The sequence below is a fragment of the Sandarakinorhabdus limnophila DSM 17366 genome, from assembly GCF_000420765.1.
GTDB lineage: Bacteria > Pseudomonadota > Alphaproteobacteria > Sphingomonadales > Sphingomonadaceae > Sandarakinorhabdus > Sandarakinorhabdus limnophila.
This window is the reverse complement of record NZ_ATVO01000003.1, coordinates 23,428-39,578: the sequence shown is the minus strand read 5'-3', so window position 1 is coordinate 39,578 and position 16,151 is coordinate 23,428. Positions and strand designations below refer to the sequence as shown.

At 64.3% G+C, this 16,151-nt stretch carries 19 protein-coding genes; 7 read left to right on the top strand and 12 right to left on the bottom strand.

Going from position 1 to position 16,151, the window contains the following annotated elements; genetic code table 11:
• Window positions 1-167 precede the first annotated feature (167 nt).
• The gene (locus G566_RS12960) at window positions 168-983 is read left to right on the top strand and encodes a hypothetical protein (protein ID WP_156874371.1); all 816 of its coding nucleotides are present in this window, start codon (window positions 168-170) and stop codon (window positions 981-983) included.
• Here G566_RS12960 and G566_RS0100215 read toward each other — a convergent pair.
• Genes G566_RS0100215 through G566_RS0100205 form a run of 3 tightly spaced genes read right to left on the bottom strand, consistent with a single transcriptional unit; the run spans window position 980 to window position 3,460 of the window.
• Window positions 980-1,408 (bottom strand): dihydroneopterin aldolase, encoded by a 429-nt coding sequence (locus tag G566_RS0100215; protein WP_022678669.1) that lies wholly within the window; start codon window positions 1,406-1,408, stop codon window positions 980-982. The two genes, G566_RS12960 and G566_RS0100215, sit on opposite strands and share 4 nt — an antisense overlap.
• Window positions 1,405-2,166: an SDR family oxidoreductase gene (locus G566_RS0100210; RefSeq protein ID WP_022678668.1), complete on the bottom strand. Its 762-nt coding sequence runs from the start codon at window positions 2,164-2,166 to the stop codon at window positions 1,405-1,407. Before G566_RS0100210 ends, G566_RS0100215 begins: the two co-directional genes overlap by 4 nt.
• A gap of 46 nt (window positions 2,167-2,212) precedes the next feature.
• Complete coding sequence (locus G566_RS0100205) at window positions 2,213-3,460, bottom strand: alkaline phosphatase family protein (RefSeq protein ID WP_243442378.1); 1,248 nt, start codon at window positions 3,458-3,460, stop codon at window positions 2,213-2,215.
• 68 nt (window positions 3,461-3,528) lie between these two features.
• Here G566_RS0100205 and uvrC point away from each other — a divergent pair, with 68 nt between their 5' ends.
• Together uvrC and G566_RS0100195 are read left to right on the top strand one after the other, a co-directional pair.
• A complete protein-coding gene (gene uvrC, locus G566_RS0100200; RefSeq protein ID WP_022678666.1) occupies window positions 3,529-5,445 on the top strand; it encodes an excinuclease ABC subunit UvrC in 1,917 nt (638 codons plus the stop codon).
• Between the two features lie 17 nt (window positions 5,446-5,462).
• Window positions 5,463-6,149 carry a glutathione S-transferase family protein gene (locus tag G566_RS0100195; RefSeq protein WP_022678665.1) on the top strand — a complete coding sequence of 229 codons (687 nt, stop codon included), beginning with the start codon at window positions 5,463-5,465 and terminating at the stop codon, window positions 6,147-6,149.
• Between the two features lie 16 nt (window positions 6,150-6,165).
• On the opposite strand, the gene G566_RS15220 is transcribed toward G566_RS0100195, so the two are convergent.
• Window positions 6,166-6,615, bottom strand: a complete 450-nt coding sequence (locus G566_RS15220; protein WP_156874370.1) for a hypothetical protein — start codon at window positions 6,613-6,615, stop codon at window positions 6,166-6,168.
• Between the two features lie 11 nt (window positions 6,616-6,626).
• Window positions 6,627-7,298: a nitroreductase gene (locus G566_RS0100185; protein ID WP_022678663.1), complete on the bottom strand. Its 672-nt coding sequence runs from the start codon at window positions 7,296-7,298 to the stop codon at window positions 6,627-6,629.
• A 57-nt stretch (window positions 7,299-7,355) separates the two neighbouring features.
• On the opposite strand from G566_RS0100185, the gene pgsA reads away from it, so the two are divergent.
• The 4 genes from pgsA to G566_RS0100165 are packed head-to-tail and all read left to right on the top strand — an operon-like array spanning window position 7,356 to window position 9,213.
• Window positions 7,356-7,907 (top strand): CDP-diacylglycerol--glycerol-3-phosphate 3-phosphatidyltransferase, encoded by a 552-nt coding sequence (gene pgsA / locus G566_RS0100180; protein ID WP_029131054.1) that lies wholly within the window; start codon window positions 7,356-7,358, stop codon window positions 7,905-7,907.
• Window positions 7,907-8,161 carry a molybdopterin converting factor subunit 1 gene (gene moaD / locus G566_RS0100175; RefSeq protein ID WP_022678661.1) on the top strand — a complete coding sequence of 85 codons (255 nt, stop codon included), beginning with the start codon at window positions 7,907-7,909 and terminating at the stop codon, window positions 8,159-8,161. The genes pgsA and moaD overlap by 1 nt, the downstream gene beginning before the upstream one ends.
• Window positions 8,158-8,601, top strand: a complete 444-nt coding sequence (locus G566_RS0100170) for a molybdenum cofactor biosynthesis protein MoaE (protein ID WP_022678660.1) — start codon at window positions 8,158-8,160, stop codon at window positions 8,599-8,601. The genes moaD and G566_RS0100170 overlap by 4 nt, the downstream gene beginning before the upstream one ends.
• A 27-nt stretch (window positions 8,602-8,628) precedes the next feature.
• Complete coding sequence (locus G566_RS0100165) at window positions 8,629-9,213, top strand: NAD(P)H-dependent oxidoreductase (protein WP_022678659.1); 585 nt, start codon at window positions 8,629-8,631, stop codon at window positions 9,211-9,213.
• Here the strand turns inward: G566_RS0100165 and G566_RS14520 are convergent.
• The 7 genes from G566_RS14520 to G566_RS0100130 all read right to left on the bottom strand — a co-directional run bounded on the left by G566_RS14520 (window position 9,210) and on the right by G566_RS0100130 (window position 16,140).
• Window positions 9,210-10,055: a diacylglycerol/lipid kinase family protein gene (locus G566_RS14520; protein ID WP_022678658.1), complete on the bottom strand. Its 846-nt coding sequence runs from the start codon at window positions 10,053-10,055 to the stop codon at window positions 9,210-9,212. The two genes, G566_RS0100165 and G566_RS14520, sit on opposite strands and share 4 nt — an antisense overlap.
• Window positions 10,056-10,125: 70 nt before the next feature.
• The gene (locus tag G566_RS0100155; protein WP_022678657.1) at window positions 10,126-11,772 is read right to left on the bottom strand and encodes an acetolactate synthase large subunit; all 1,647 of its coding nucleotides are present in this window, start codon (window positions 11,770-11,772) and stop codon (window positions 10,126-10,128) included.
• A gap of 3 nt (window positions 11,773-11,775) precedes the next feature.
• Window positions 11,776-12,264 carry a DUF4188 domain-containing protein gene (locus G566_RS0100150; protein ID WP_022678656.1) on the bottom strand — a complete coding sequence of 163 codons (489 nt, stop codon included), beginning with the start codon at window positions 12,262-12,264 and terminating at the stop codon, window positions 11,776-11,778.
• Window positions 12,264-13,622, bottom strand: a complete 1,359-nt coding sequence (gene gdhA, locus G566_RS0100145; protein ID WP_022678655.1) for an NADP-specific glutamate dehydrogenase — start codon at window positions 13,620-13,622, stop codon at window positions 12,264-12,266. Before gdhA ends, G566_RS0100150 begins: the two co-directional genes overlap by 1 nt.
• Before the next feature lie 119 nt (window positions 13,623-13,741).
• Window positions 13,742-14,869, bottom strand: a complete 1,128-nt coding sequence (locus G566_RS12950; RefSeq protein ID WP_084706702.1) for a patatin-like phospholipase family protein — start codon at window positions 14,867-14,869, stop codon at window positions 13,742-13,744.
• Between the two features lie 9 nt (window positions 14,870-14,878).
• Entirely contained in the window at window positions 14,879-15,718 is an 840-nt protein-coding gene (locus G566_RS12945; protein ID WP_022678653.1) for a metal-dependent hydrolase, read from the bottom strand.
• Window positions 15,718-16,140, bottom strand: a complete 423-nt coding sequence (locus tag G566_RS0100130) for an FKBP-type peptidyl-prolyl cis-trans isomerase (protein ID WP_029131052.1) — start codon at window positions 16,138-16,140, stop codon at window positions 15,718-15,720. The genes G566_RS12945 and G566_RS0100130 overlap by 1 nt, the downstream gene beginning before the upstream one ends.
• Window positions 16,141-16,151: the final 11 nt, after the last annotated feature.

Sequence of the window (16,151 nt, the reverse complement as noted above, 5' to 3'; positions counted from 1 at the left end):
GCTTGGCCCCGCAACCGGCTTTTTGCCACAATCCCGCCGAATTCGGTTTTGATACGTTGTTTCCCCACCTCAGAATCCGGGTTTGTTCCCTGCCATTTTGCCTGGGATGGCCGTGTGACCCTACAGCGGGTTGCCGGCACGGGCCGCTCGCCCGTACGATGACGGCCATGACACGTTCGATTCTGACCATCTGCCTGATTCTGGTAATTATTGCGCCGGCTGCTGCACAGGCACCGGCCCCAACAACGATCCCGAACGACCGCCTTGCAGGCTTTGCCGATACCGCCGAACTGACCCTGGCTGCCCCGGTGATTGTGCGTGCCACCATCACCCGCGCCACCCGACTTTCTGGCAAGGCTGCACCTGATGTCGCGGCCGGCCGGGCACGGCTGTTGGTGACCGCCAGCGTGTCCAATGTGCTGGTTGCTCCCGGCGCTTTGGGCGGCACCTTGCAATATCTGTGGGATGCCCCGCTGGATTCGCGCGGGCGGGCACCTCAGGCCAAGGGCCTGGATATATTGGCCTTTCTTGATTCGATGAAAGAAACCGGCAGCACCAGGCTGATCTCGCGCCGCGCCCAGCAGCCATGGGATTCGGCGCTGGCTGACACGGTGCGCGCCGTCGTGGCCGAGCAGCGATCCGGCAAGGTGCCGATTATCCGCAGCGTTTCCAATGGCTTTCGCGCCGATGGCACGCTGCCGGGTGAAAGCGAGAGCCAGTTCTTCCTTGCCACGACCGATGGCAAGCCCGCGACCCTGGTGGTGCAGAATCGGCCCGGCGAGGTGCAGCGGGTGCTGGTGGCGCGCGGCGACATCATCGACGAATCAGCTGAGCGGGTGCGGCCGGGCACCCTGCTCTGGTACCGCCTGGCCTGCTTCCTCCCCGCCCGCCTGCCCGCCTCAGCCGGCGGCGCTGATCCGGCGCTGGCCAAGGACTGGCGCGATGCGCTGGCCAGCCTGGGCCCCTGCGGCAAGACCAACTAGAAGCTGGACAGCTCCACGCCGACAGCTTCGCAATCCGGATAGACGTCCGGCTTGCGCGTCGAAACGCGCAGGCCCACCACGCCGGCGCGCGCGGCCACCATATCGTAAATGGCGTGCGCCACGGTTTCCTGCAGGTTGAAGCGACGACCCTCCACCAGGCCAAGCACGGCATTGCGCAGGAAGTCATAGTCCCAGGCTTCGGCGACCGTGTCGCAGCGCGGAAAATGATCGGCATCCACCCACACTTCGATATTCAGGCGCAGCGTTTGCGGACTGCCGACTTCAAAGGCGTGGAAGCCGATATCCACTGGCAGATCGAAATCCTGCAGAAACAGCTTGCGGGAGCGGATCGCCAGATGACGCGGCACCATGCCGGGCGCCATCGGTTCGATGAAGGTGGGCGGCGGCACGTTATCGGGCATCATTTTTCTACCATGTGGGCAACGTCGCGGGGCAGGCCGAGCAGGCGCTGCCCACCATCCAGGACGATGGTTTGCGCGTTGAAGGTGGGGGTGACGATGATGAAGCGCAGCGCGGTGACGATATCATCCACCGTCACGCCGCGGCCCAGCGGGTTGAGCCCGTGCACGGCTTCGAAATTTTCGCGCGTCTGTGGCCCCGATACCAGCGTCACCGCCGGCGCAATGCCCACACAACGCAAGCGCGGCGCATAGGAGCGCGCGGTCAGCTCGGTCAGCCCCTCGAATCCGATCTTGGACAAGGTGTAGGTGAAGTAATCCGGGTTGAGGCTGGCCAGCTTGGCATCGAGCAAGTTGACCACCAGTGCCGGATCATCGAGCGTATCGGGCAACCCGGCGGCAAAGGCGCGGCTGAGCAGCGCCGGCGCGCGCAGGTTCACCGCCATGTGGATGTCGAAATCGGCGGGGCTGAAATCCTCGATCCGGTCATAAACGAAACGGCTGGCGCTGTTCACCAGCAGTCGGGCCGGCGGCAGGCTGGCGCAGGCAGCCATGATGATGTCCGCCGCAGCCGGATTGGCCAGATCGGCCGCGACCACGCTGGCATTTCCAAGCTCGGTGGCCAATGCTTCGGCTTCGGCACGGCTCTGGTTGCAATGGATCAGCACATGCCAGCCATCGGCGGCGAGTGCACGCGTGATGGCGCCGCCAATGCGCTTGGCACCACCGGTGATGATGGCTGTTCGTTTAGGCAGGCCCGTCATGATGGGCGCCGCATAAGCCTTTGCGGGCGGCTGCGCAACGTGCAGTTCAGCGCAGGGCCTTTGCCAGCACTTTGCCGTCGCCGTCGGTTGCCATCGCCGGCAGGCCGAGCAGGCGCAGCAGCAGCGGGTGGACATCGACATTGTCGAACGGCGGCAGGACCACCCCGGCGCGGAAGGCCGGCCCGGCGGCGACGAAGCTCGCGGCCATATCGGGATGGGCTGGATCATAGCCGTGCATACCGCCCAGCGGCCGCTGCGTCTGGCTGGCCGGCGGCGCCGACTGCCAGATCATCCAGCCGGCTTCGGCAATGCAGATGATCGCCGGTACCCGGCGGTGGCGGCCATAATGCAGACGGGCGGGCAGATTGGCCTTTTCGTGGCAGGCCATGTGCGGGTGCGGCCGCAGCAGGGCAGCCTTCACGGCCACCTCTTGCCCCGGCTGCGGGTTCAGGCTGGCGATGGCGCCGCCGGCCACGAGTTGCACCGAGGCCGGATCGAGCAGCGCATCGAGCAGGATACGGCGATCATTGCTCACCTGAGCCATGCCATGATCGGCCACCAGCACGATGTTGGCTTCGATACCGCGCTGCTGCAGGCCAGCCAGCAGCCGGCCGATCTGGGCATCAACCCGGGCCAGTGCCGTGTTCACCTGCGGCGAATCCGGACCAAATTCATGGCCATCGTGATCAACAGTGTCGAAATAGAGCGTGGCAAAGCCAAGGCTTGGCCGTTCTTGGGACCGTTCATCCAGCCAGGCCAGCAACTGATCGACTCGCGCCGCTTCCGGCATGTCGCCATCGAACTTCAGCCAGCGATACGGGCGCACACCGCGCACCGCCGCTTCGCTGCCCGGCCAGAACATGGTGGCGGTGGGGATGCCGGCCTGTTCAGCGGTCACCCAGATCGGTTCGGCATCGTTCCACCAGCGGCCATCCTCCACCGCGCTGCGGATCCCCATCGAAAAGGCGCCAAGCTCGGCGTCCCGCATATTGTTGTTGACGACGCCGTGGCGATCCGGGCGCAGGCCTGTCACCAGCGTATAGTGATTGGGGAAGGTGAGCGACGGGAAGCTTGGTCGCATCGCGTTGGTAGTGACACCGCGCGCTGCCAGCGCCGTGATGTTGGGGCTCACCCCGCGGCGCAGATAATCGGCGCGCAGGCCATCGACGGAGATGAGGATGACCGGATGCGCGGGCCGTTTCACGGCGGCGGCGGTTGCCGGCGGCGGGGTGTTCGACGCGCAGGCAGACAGGGCAAGGGCCAGGAGGCCGGCGAAGAAGCGTAGAATCGACATGACCTGATCGATAGCAGCCTTGTGGGCATTTGCCATGACAGGCCCGCCGCGGCTATCGGCTGCACAGCATGACCGACACCCCCGACCGTTTTTCCGAGGAAGCGCAGACCTACACGGTGCGCGGCACGGAGGCGCCTGATCTTGATCTGGGTGTCGCCACCATCCGCCGCGTGGTGAAAACCCTGCCACTGAAGCCCGGCGTCTATCGCATGCTCGATGCCAGTGGCGATGTGCTCTATGTTGGCAAGGCGCGCACGCTGAAGCAGCGGGTGACCAACTATACCCAGGTCACCCGCCTGCCCCGCCGCTTGCAGCGCATGGTGGCGCAGACCCGCGCCATGGAGATCGTGACCACCAACAGCGAAGCCGAAGCGCTGTTGCTGGAAGCCCAGCTGATCAAGCGCTATCGCCCGGCGTACAACGTGCTGCTGCGCGACGACAAGAGTTTCCCCTTCATCCTGCTGCGCGAAGATCATGACTTCCCTCGCATTTCCAAGCATCGCGGCGCGCGGGCGGCCAAGGGCAGCTATTATGGCCCGTTCGCCAGCGCCGGCGCGGTGAATGCCACGCTGAACGCGCTGCAGAAGGTGTTCCTGCTCAGGAGCTGTACGGACAGCTTCTTCGCCAATCGTTCGCGGCCCTGCCTGCTCTACCAGATCAAGCGCTGCTCGGCGCCGTGTGTGGGCCGCATCGATGACGTCGGCTACGCAGAGCTGGTGGAGGACGCCAAGGGCTTCCTGTCGGGCCGCACGCAAGAGGCGCAGAAGAAGCTGGCCGAGGCGATGCAATCGGCGGCGGAAGCCATGGACTTCGAGACAGCGGCGGTGCTGCGTGACCGGCTGAAAGCGCTGACCTTCATTCAGGGCAGCCAGGCCATCAACGCCGAAGGCACCACCAGTGAAGCCGACGTGATCGCCATGGCCACCGATGGCGGCGCCATGTGCGTGCAGATCTTCTTCATCCGCGGCGGCCAGAACTGGGGCCACCGCAGCTTCTTCCCCGGCCACACCGAAGGCGTGGATGAGGCCGAAGTGCTCCAGAGCTTCCTCGCCCAGCTGTACGAGGAGCTGCCGCCGCCGCGCGAACTGTTGCTCGATCGGACATTGCCGGAAGCGGAACTGCTGGCGCTGGCGCTCAGCGTGAAGGCCGGGCGCAAGGTCAGCCTGCGCCACGCCCAGCGCGGGCCGGCAAGGAAGCTGGTGGAACAGGCGCAGCGCAATGCCGAGGAAGCCATCCAGCGCCGCCGCGCCGAAACGACGACGCAGGGCAAGCTGCTGCGGGAACTGGCGGAGATCTTCGAACTCGATGCCCCGCCGGCGCGAATCGAGATTTACGACAACAGCCATATCCAGGGCACGAATGCGCTGGGCGCCGTGGTCGTCGCCGGGCCGGACGGTTTCCAGAAGGGCCAGTATCGCAAGTTCAACATGAAGGATGAAAGCATCACGCCGGGCGACGATTTCGCCATGATGAAGGCGATGCTGCACCGGCGCTTTGCCCGGCTGGAAGCCGAAGACCCTGACCGCGAGAGCGGCACATGGCCCGATCTGTGCCTGATCGACGGTGGCAAGGGCCAGGTTTCGGCGGTGATGAGCGCATTGGCTGAGCTGGGCGTGGATGTGCCGATCGTCGGCGTCGCCAAGGGACCTGACCGCAACGCCGGCCGCGAGACCTTCTATCTGCCGTCGGGCCGTGAGTTCACGCTGCCGCCAAATGCCCCGGTGATGTTCTTCCTGCAGCGCCTGCGCGACGAGGCGCACAGGTTTGCAATCGGCGCGCACCGGGCGAAGCGCGCCAAATCCATCACGCAAAGCCCGCTCGACGAAGTGCCCGGCATCGGCCCGGCCCGCAAGAAGGCGCTGCTGATGCACTTCGGCACCAGCCGCGCCGTGAAGGGTGCCACGCTGGAGGATCTGGAACGCGCGCCCGGCATTTCCAGCCAGATGGCGCTGGCGATCTGGCAGCACTTCCACCCGAACGGTTAGCCGCGTAGGCTGCGTCCATGAGCCTGATCCTCTTCACCGCGCCCACGCCCGATGGCTACAAGGTTTCCATCGCGCTGGAGGAGATGGGCCTGGGCTATACCGTGCAGCCGCTCGATCTGACCAAGGGCGAGCAGAAGCGGGCCGAGTTCCTGAAATTGAACCCCAACGGCAAGGTGCCATGCCTGATCGACGATGATTTCGCCGTGATGGAATCGGGTGCCATCCTCGTCTGGCTGGCAGAAAAATCCGGCCAGTTGCTGCCCGCCGATCCGCGTGGCCGCTCCGAAGCCCTGCAATGGCTGATGCTGCAGGTTGGTGGGCTGGGGCCGATGATGGGCCAGGCCAATCTGTTCGGCCATTATTGGCCGGAAAAACTGCCGGCGGTGCAGGCGCGTTACCTGGGCGAGGTGAAGCGGCTTTTCACCATTCTCGATGCCCGGCTGGCGGATCGCGACTATCTGGCCGGCGCATACAGCATCGCCGACATCGCGCATTTCTGCTGGGTGCGCACCGCGAGTTGGACCGGGGTGGACCTGGCGCCCTTACCGCACCTGTCCCGCTGGGTCGACGCAATTGCGGCCCGCCCCGCCGTACAGCGCGGGTTGAAGGTGCCAGACGTTTCGCCGGTGAAGGACGGCGGCGACAACAGCGATTTCATCGCCCGCACCCGCAAGCTGATGGGGATCGGGCCCAGGGAAGCGTAACGAGAAGCCCAAGCAATTACTGAATTTTTGTTTTCTGTTGCCAGCACTTGCGCACATATTCCGCATCGTGCTGCCAATTGGTTTCCGCATGCAACATTTCGGGGACACCACCAAAACGCTGCACATAAAGCAACAATGTCTTGCGCAATTTAGCGTATCGCTGACGTGAACCTGGCTGCCCCCAATCGCCCGACCAATGTGCACGGACTGGCAGCGGTTGTTCCAGAATGTAGTCGAGCAAGAACTTTCGGTCATGCCAGCGAAGGCCCTGTGCCCCTGCCCGATAACCGACGCGCCGCAACACTGGTTCCCCTACCGAGCCAGCAGAGCGCGCGTCCATGACGGCAATGCAACTTTCGGCCATTTCCTTGGCTGCAGGGTCGCCATCAACAATCGATTTCTTGATGCAATTCAGAAGGAGACGAAGAAGTTGCTCTTCAGAAAGCTTAGTTGGATCGACTGGCACGGGGCAGAACCTCAAATCCCGTGGAAGGCCGCCCAGTCGCTCATCGGGGCGCGGCTTGGACGGGCGAGATTGGCCTTGTCGTCCGGATCGATGAAACCGATCGCCATGCCGGTGAACAACATGCGTTCGGGCGGGATGCCGATGAACTCCCCGATGGTCTTGGGATAGATCGCCCAACATTCCTGCGGGCACGAATCCAGCCCCTCTTCCTTCAGCAGCAGCATCAGCGTTTGCAGATACATGCCAAGGTCGCTCCACTGCGGCGGCCCCATGCGGCGGTCCACACTGCAGAACAGCGCGACGGGTGCGCCGAAGAACTGGAAATTGCGCGCGAACCACATGCGGCGCCCGGCCTTGTCTTCCCGCGGGATGCCGAGCCGGCTGTAGAGTTCCTCCCCGACCGCAAAACGGTAGCTGTTGTGCGGTTCCGGCAGTTCCTTGGGATAGATATCATATTCTGTCGGCTCCATGCCGCCGCCGCCCATCAGCTTGCCCAACATGATGCGCTTCAATTCGTCCAGCTTCTCGCCGCCGACCACATCGATATGCCAGGGCTGGAGATTGCCGCCCGATGGCGCCCACGCCGCCTTTTCCACCACCCGGCGGATCACGTCACCACCGACTGGCGTCGGCAAAAAGCCCCGCACCGAACGGCGCGACAGCACGGCATCAGAAACCTTCATGAGCAAGCCTTTCGGTAACTTTGCACTTGGCGCTGGATTGCCTATGAAGGGCGGGTGTTGTCCAGCCTCCCCAATCTGCTCACCCTGTCGCGCATCCTCGCGGTGCCCGGCCTTGTTGCCTTGATGTGGGGGCCCAACCCTTGGGAATGGCTGGCAGCGTTCGGGCTCTACACGCTGGCGGCGATAACGGATTATTTCGATGGCTATCTGGCGCGGTCGTGGGGCACGGTCTCGAAAATCGGCCAGTTTCTTGATCCGATTGCGGACAAGATCATGGTGGCCGCCGTCATCCTGATGCTGGTCGATGCCCAGATATTGCATGGGTGGAGCGTGATTGCCGGCCTGATCATCCTGCTTCGGGAGATGTTCGTTTCGGGCCTGCGCGAATATCTGGCCGGGGTGCAGGTCTCGGTGCCCGTCAGCCAGCTCGCCAAGTGGAAGACCACGGCCCAACTGGTGGCACTGGGGGCGCTGATCCTGGTTGGCGCAGTGCCGATCCTGCCCTGGCTGCCAGCCGAGATCATCGGGCTTGTCACGCTTTGGATCGCCGCCATCCTCACGCTCATCACCGGCTATGATTATCTGCGTGTCGGCCTGAAGCACATGTGATGGTGCACTTGCTGTATTTTGCCTGGGTGCGCGAGATGGTGGGCACGGACAGCGAGACGATCACCCTGCCCACCGAACTCACCACGGTTGCCGCCCTGCTCGATTGGCTCGCCGCCCGCAGCCCCGGCCATGCCGCCGCCCTGGCCGATCGCAGCCGGATCCGCATCGCCGTGGATCAGGCCTTCGCCACCGCCGCCACGCCGCTGAACAACCCGCGCGAAATTGCCATCTTCCCGCCGGTGACAGGCGGATGATTGCCGCGCGGCTCCAGAGCGAGCCCTTCGACTCCGCCATCGTACAGACCGCGCTGCTGGCCGGCCGCACCGATCTCGGCGCCGCTGTCGCTTTCATCGGGCTGGTGCGCGCCGATGAGGGCCTTGTTGCCCTGACCCTTGAACATTATCCGGCAATGACGCTGGCCCAGATGCAGGCCATCGCCGCCGATGCCGCCGGCCGCTGGCCCGATACCATTGGCACCATCATCCACCGCCACGGGCGCCTCTTGCCCGGCGATAGCATCGTGCTGGTCGTCACCGCCTCCCCCCACCGCGCCCACGCCTTCGCCGCCGCGCAGTTCCTGATGGACTGGCTGAAAACCAAGGCCCCGTTCTGGAAGCGCGAGGAATGGGCCGACGGCACGACGCGCTGGGTTGAGGCAAAAGGCATCGACGACGCCGCCGCGGAACGCTGGTAGAGACCCCGGGCAATTTCAAAAGGATCGATGATGGCCGCCCCAAGTTCGCGCGTGCTGGTGCTGGATGGTCACCCCGACGGCACATCCCTGTGCAGCGCGCTGGCCTCTGCCGCCGCCGAAACGGCGCGGGCGCGCGGCGCAGAGGTGAAGCTGCTGCACCTGTCGGCAATGCAGTTCGATCCCAATCTCGCCCACGGCTACAAGCAACGGCAAGACCATGAGCCTGACCTGCAGTTATTTCTTGATGCCGTGCGTTGGTGCGACACGCTCATCCTGGTGCACCCGCTGTGGTGGGGCGCTGCGCCGGCCAAACTGAAGGGCCTGATCGACCGTGTTTTCCTGCCCGGCATCGCCTTTGCCTATGAAGGCGACGGGCATTTCCCCAAAAAGCTTTTTGAAGGCCGCACCGCCCGCGTGCTGATCACCGCCGATACACCGCCCTGGTATCTGTGGCTGGGCTATCGCAACGGCTGGCTGAATGTGCTGCGCAGGCAGATCCTGGATTTCGTCGGCCTGAAGGTGACGCACATGAAAGTGGTTGGCACCATCCGCGATGCGACGCCGGCGCGAATCGAAAGTTTCTTCGCAGAGGCACGCAAGTTGGCCGGCTAGGCCAAGGTGCGGATGTAGCGCAGATCGGACCAGCCAGGCACGAAGCGGACGGGCGGCGGCAGGCGGCGCAGCTCGCCATCGAACAGGCATCGCACCGTGCGACGGCGGCCCACCACCAATTCAGGCGCCGTGAACGCCGTCACGCTGGCAGCGGCGCGCCAATCATTCAGCAGCCAGTTCACTGCCACTGCCATCGCATCGGCCAGCCCGCGGCCGGAAAACAGCGCCACTTCCAGGCCCTGATCGCCCGGCATCACCAGCACACCGGGGTTGCGGCCGGGCTGACCGGCCACCTTCACCCCGCCCAAAAACCCCCGCGCCAGCGACAACCGCACCGCCTGCAACACCCGCCAGATGCGGCCATGGCGGGCATTTTCCCGCGCCAGTGCCCAGCGGGTGAGCGGCCCGATGATGATCCGGCAGTAACTGGTGTGACCAGCGGCGCGCACCACCGGCGCATGGGCAAGCACCCCCTGCCCGGCCACCGCCACGATGGCCTCAAGGCTGGCGTCGCCGTGCAGCGCCTTGGACAACAAGTTCATGGTGCCGCCTGGTATGGCAAGAAACTGGCCATCCCAGCCCTTGGCCGCCGCACTGGCCGCGCCCAGCGTGCCATCGCCGCCCATGACCACCAGCGTGTCGATGCCGGCCAAATCGGCAGCTTCCGGAGCTGGCTCAAGCGGGAAATTGCTGCTGCCGGCGATGGTTGCGCCAGCTGACTGCAAGGCCGCCTCCAACGCGGCGATACGGCCTTCATCGGTGGAACGGCTGGCGCGGTTGGCCACCAGCCACACCCGGCCCAATGGGCGGGCAGGTTCGGGCGGGTGCGGCGCGGGCTCCATTGATCTGCCGTGCCCAGTGGCGGCAGAGCGGTCAACGGGGTGTTGTTACGCAGGGAAGTTTTCCAGGCCATTACAGCTTGGCGCTCAGTTCCTTGATGTCCTTGTTCAATATGCGGTCGTTGTCGCTATAATCCACCGGGCAATCGATCAGGTGGACGCCCGGCGTGTTCAGGCAATGCGCCATCAGGCCTGGGAGCATCTCCGCACTGGTCACCCGGTGGCCGTGGGCGCCATAGGATTCGGCATATTTGACGAAATCCGGATTGCCATATTCCAGGCCCCAATCCTTGAAGCCCATGTTGGCCTGTTTCCAGCGGATCATGCCGTAGCTGCCGTCGTTGAGGATCAGCACGGTGAGGTTGAGGCCGAGGCGAACCGCGGTCTCCATCTCCTGGCTGTTCATCATGAAGCCGCCGTCGCCGCAGATCGCCATCACCTTGCGATCCGGATAGACCATGTTCGACGCCATCGCGCTGGGCAGGCCGGCACCCATCGTGGCCAGCGCGTTATCAAGCAGCACGGTGTTGGGGTGATAGGCGGTGTAGTTGCGGGCGAACCAGATCTTGTAGACGCCATTGTCGAGCGCGATGATGCCATCGTCCGGCATCACCTTCCTGATCTCGCTCACCAGATACTGCGGGTAGATCGGGAAGCGCGAATCCGCCACCGCGGCGTCACGGTGGGCCACTTCGGCGGCACGCGCAGCCAGCATGGCAGCAAAATCCCAGTGCGGCTGGACACGGATCGCCTCTTTCAACTGCCACACCGCATTGGCGATATCGCCGATCACCTCGATTTGCGGATAATAGACCGGGTCCACCTCCGCCGAACGGAAACTCATGTGGATCACGGTGGTCGCATCGCCCGCCATGAAGAAGGGCGGTTTTTCAATCACATCGTGACCGATATTGACGATCACGTCCGCCCGGCGAATCGCAGCATGGACGAAATCCCCGGCCGAAAGCGCCGCGCAACCGAGGAACTGCGGGTGGCGTTCGTCGATCACGCCCTTGCCCAATTGCGTTGTCAGGAACGGAATGCCTGTCTTTTCAATAAGTTCCAGCAGCATCTTGCTGGTCATCGTGCGGTTGGCGCCGGCACCGATCACCAAGATCGGCGATTTCGCCGCCTCGATGGCGCGCACGGCGGCCAACACGGCCTTTGAATCCGCCAGCGGCCGGCGGGCATAGCTTGGCTTGAAGGGCACGGCATCGGTGGGATCATGGGCGATATCCTCCGGCAGCTCCAGATGGGTGGCACCGGGCTTCTCCTCCTGCGCCAGCCGGAAGGCTTCGCGGGTGCGGGCCGGGATATTGTCGGCGCTGGCCAATTGGTGGGTGTATTTGGTGATCGGCCGCATCATGTCGACCACATCGAGGATCTGGAACCGGCCCTGCTTCGATTTCTTGATGGGTTTCTGGCCGGTGATCATCAGCATCGGCATGCCGCCCAGAAAGGCATAGGCCGCCGCGGTGACGAAATTGGTCGCGCCTGGCCCGAGCGTGGCGAGGCACACGCCCGCCTTGCCGGTATGGCGGCCATAGGTGGCGGCCATGAAGCCGGCGCCCTGTTCGTGGCGGGTCAGAATCAGGCGGATCTTGGTCGATCGTTGCAGGCTGTCGAGAAAATCCAGATTCTCCTCGCCGGGCACGCCGAACACATATTCGCAGCCCTCAGCCTCAAGGCATTGCACCAGCAGATCAGAGGCCTTGGTCATCGCTCACACTCCTGAAATCTGTGCCTCGCGGCGGCCATCGGCACGGGCGCGCGGGCCGATGGCATCGTGGATCGTGCCCGCCGCTGCCAGGCCATAGGCCGGCATGTTGTTGTAGACATTCTCATACTGGCCCGGCTCGATCAGATAAGTCTCGTGCCAGATGCCGACATCGCCGTTGCTGCCCACCGCCTTGTTGAAGCGCGTCCACGCCGGCAGGTGCAGCTGATCGCGCGACGTCGCAAAGGCCTGCAGATGATCGAGGCTGCGCCAATATTGCACCAGCATCGTGGCGGGAAAGCCGAAGTGGGTGCGGTTGTGCAGCAGGCCAAGTTCTGGCTTTCGCGACAGTTCGGCGATCATCGGCCCCATCGCGCTGAACGTCGGCCCCCAGCTGCCCACTTTCCACAAGCGGTTGATGCGGATCCCGATCAGGAACAGCACGAACGAGCCGTCGATTTCGGCGCAGATGCGGCGATCGATGATGCCAGCCATCAGACCACGCCGAAGGCCAGCATCGCATCGGCGACCTTCTTGAAACCGGCGATGTTGGCACCCTTCACATAATCGGTGTGGCCATCGGCGGAGCGGCCATATTCCAGGCAGCGATCATGGATGCCGGACATAATGTCCTTCAGCATCGCCTGCAGTTCCTCTTCCTTCCAACTCATGCGCGCGGAATTCTGGCTCATTTCAAGGCCAGACACGGCAACCCCGCCAGCGTTGGACGCCTTGCCGGGGGCGTAGAGGATGCGCGCTGCCTTGAAGATGTGCACGCCATCCAGATCGGTGGGCATGTTGGCGCCTTCGGCCACGGCGATGCAGCCATTTTGCAGCAGCAGTTTCGCCTCCGCGCCATTGAGTTCATTCTGGGTGGCGCAGGGCAGCGCCAGATCGCAGGGCACGCCCCACGGCCGGGCGCCGCCACCGTGGAAGGTGGAGCCCTTGAACTCCGTCGCATATTCCGAAATGCGGCCGCGGCGGTGGGTCTTGTGGGTTTTCACCCAGTCGATCTTTTCCTGGGTGATGCCATCGGGATCGTGAATGAAGCCCTCACTGTCTGACAGGGTGAGCACCTTGCCGCCCAGCTGCACGATCTTTTCGGCGGCGTGCGTCGCCACGTTGCCGGAGCCGGAGATCACCGCGGTCTTGCCGGCCACGTCCATGCCTTTTGATTTCAGCATGTTCTGCAGGAAATAGACCGCGCCATAGCCGGTGGCCTCGGTGCGGATCAGGCTGCCTCCCCATTCCAGCCCCTTGCCGGTGAGCACGCCGGTGAAATGGTTGGTGATGCGCTTGTACTGCCCAAACATGAAGCCGATCTCGCGGCCGCCCACGCCGATATCGCCGGCCGGCACGTCAACATCGGCGCCGATGTGGCGATACAGCTCGGTCATGAAGCTCTGGCAGAAGCGCATGATTTCATTCACGCTCTTGCCCTTGGGGTTGAAGTTGGAACCGCCCTTGCCGCCACCCATCGGCAGGCCGGTGAGCGCATTCTTGAAGGTCTGCTCGAACGCCAGGAACTTCAGCACGCTCTCGGTGACCGATGGGTGAAACCGGATGCCGCCCTTGTAGGGGCCGATGGCGTTGTTGTTCTGCACCCGCCAGCCGCGCTGCACGCGAATATTGTTGTTGTCATCCTCCCAGCACACCCGGAACGACACAACACGATCAGGCTCGGCGATGCGGCGCAGGATCTGGGCTTCGTGATATTTCGGTTTGTCGCCAATGAAGTCAAAGATATCCTCCGCCACTTCGGTGACGGCCTGCACGAATTCATCCTGGCCCGGATTGCGCCGTTTCACCCCTGCTATGAAGCCATTCAGATCGACATGATCACAAGCGCCCATGCACGTTCTCCCCCGGTGCGGGCCAGTCGCTGCGTGGCGCCAGCCTCGTTCCCGCACAGCACATCGCCGCGCAGGGGTGAGCGTATCAGAAATATGGCGGCGGCAAAGAGGCCGCAGATTCAGGGCTGCGCGGTGGCGTCAAAGCTCCACACACCCGGCCCGTCGGGCAGCTTGGCCCAACCGCCGCGCTCCAGCATGGCGGCCACGTCGGCCTCGCCATGACGCCAGTGCATCATCATGGTGGCACGGCTGAATTCACGGCCCTTGGCGGTGCCCTGCCATGGCTGATCGCGATAGACGAGTTGGGCCACCACCGCCCGGCGGCCCCGCGCCAGCCTGTCCAGCAACTGGGCTTCGGCACTCTCGCGCAGTTCGGGTGGCAGCTTGGCCGCCAGCCGCGCCCAGGCCCGGCGCGGAGCGTTCAGCCGCGCCTGGGCATCGGTGGTGAAACGGGTGCGGCTGGAAAAGCGGATATCGGCGGCACGCTCCTCCACCTCCTCCAACGTGTTGGGCCGCGCGCCCCGGGCCGGGAACAGATCGACCTGGAAGATGGTGAGATCATCATCATCGTCGTGATCGAGCACATGATCGAGCGGCGTGTTGGAAACAAGGCCACCATCCCACCACAATTGGCCATCGATCTCCACCGGTGGCAGCCCCGGCGGCAATGCGCCCGAAGCCATCACGTGGCGCACGTCCAGCCGCTGCTGTTCAGAGCAGAAATAGGTGAAGTTGCCGGTTTCGACATTGACCGCACCAACCGCAAACCGCACCGCACCGCTGTTGAGCAGATCCCAATCGACCAGTTCCTCCAGCGTCGCCTTCAACGCGCCGGTGTCATAAAGTGCGACCTGCCCTGGCCACCAATTGGGCAGCCAAGGCCAGCGCGGCCGGAAAAAGCCTGGCGCGCCCGCGAGCGCAGTTGCCGCTGCGGCCCACTGGTGGCGCAAGCCTTCGGCCTGCTGGTTACCGCCCACATCGCTGGCCACCCAGCTCAGGGCCGGGCTGCCGGTGATGCGTTCCCAGAACGTCATCAGTCGTTCGCGACGGCGTTCGGGCGGATTACCGGCGATCAGCGCCCCGTTGATCGCACCAATGGAAATACCGGCAACGACCTCTGGGCAGTATCCGGCCTCATCCAGCGCCGCGAACACGCCCGCCTGATAGCTGCCCATCGCGCCGCCACCCTGCAGCACCAGCACCGGCATACCGGGCAGTGAAGCGATATGGGCGGGGATGGTTGCCATGCCTGCGGATCAGGCCGGAACTGGCGTCGGCGCCGTTTCGTATGCAGCGATCAGCGCGCGATCATCATGATCCCACGGATGGAAACCGGGGCGGAAATAGCTGGCCCATGGCAGCGCCACCTGGCGCAGTACGCCGGGCGTGCCCAGCAGATACCACCACAGCCGCGCCTTGGCCCGCCATCCGGTGATGCCGTCTTGCGCCAGCAGGGCCAGCGCATCATTCACCCGGTTCGCGATGAAATTGCGCGAGACGCGGAAGAATACCAGGCTGCGGATCGCCCAGCGTTTCGCCGGCTTCAGGCTGCGGGTGATGTGCATGTAGGTATCGAAGGCAACCCCCTTGTGCTCAATCTCTTCGATGGCGTGCCAGATCCACATCGCGCGGGTTTCAGCCGACGCGCCGTCGAACTGCTGGCCGGCGCGCGCCAGCATGGCGTGGGCGAAGATGGCGGTGAAATGCTCCAGGCTCACCGTCACCAGAAGTTGAGCGACCGGATGCGTGGTGCGCGCCTGCACCAGGCTATCGGCGATGCGCTTGTCGATGGCGGCGATGTCGTAGCCGGCACCCGTCACCTGCCGGTTGAAGGCAACATGCTCGCGAGTGTGATGGGCTTCCTGTTTCACGAATTGGTCGATCTGCGCGGCAAGCTCCGCTGGCACCTGATCCCGGAACCGCCGCACGGTTTCGATGAAAAAGGCTTCGCCGGCCGGGAAACTGGCCGAAAGCGAATTGTGCCAGGCAGTGGCAACAGCATCGCCGCCCAGCCACCAGCGGCCGCGCACTTCATCGCGACCAAAGCGCAGGTTGCGCGGAGTGATGGCCAGATCAGCCGGTGCTGCGGAAGCCATTATTGCACCGCCAGCAGTTCAACGTCGAACATCAGCGTCGCGCCGGGCGGGATCACGCCGCCGGCACCGCGCTCGCCATAGCCGGCTTCCGGCGGCACGATCAGCGTACGCTGGCCGCCAACCTTCATGCCGGCCACGCCTTCATCCCAGCCCATGATCACTTCGCCCAGGCCCAGCGTGAAGATGAAGGGCTGGCCACGATCGCGTGAGGAATCGAATTTCGCGCCCTTACCGCCGTCCACATAAAGCCAGCCGGTGTAATGCACCGCCACGGCACGGCCCGGTTCGGCAAGGGCGCCGCTACCGGCCTTGACCTCGGTTACCCTGGTGCCCCCGGGCAGCACTGCCTGTTGGGCGGCGGCGGTGGTGGCCGTCATGGTAGCGACAGAGGCAGCCAGAGCGGCAATAGAGGCGGCAGACATGGGAAAATTCC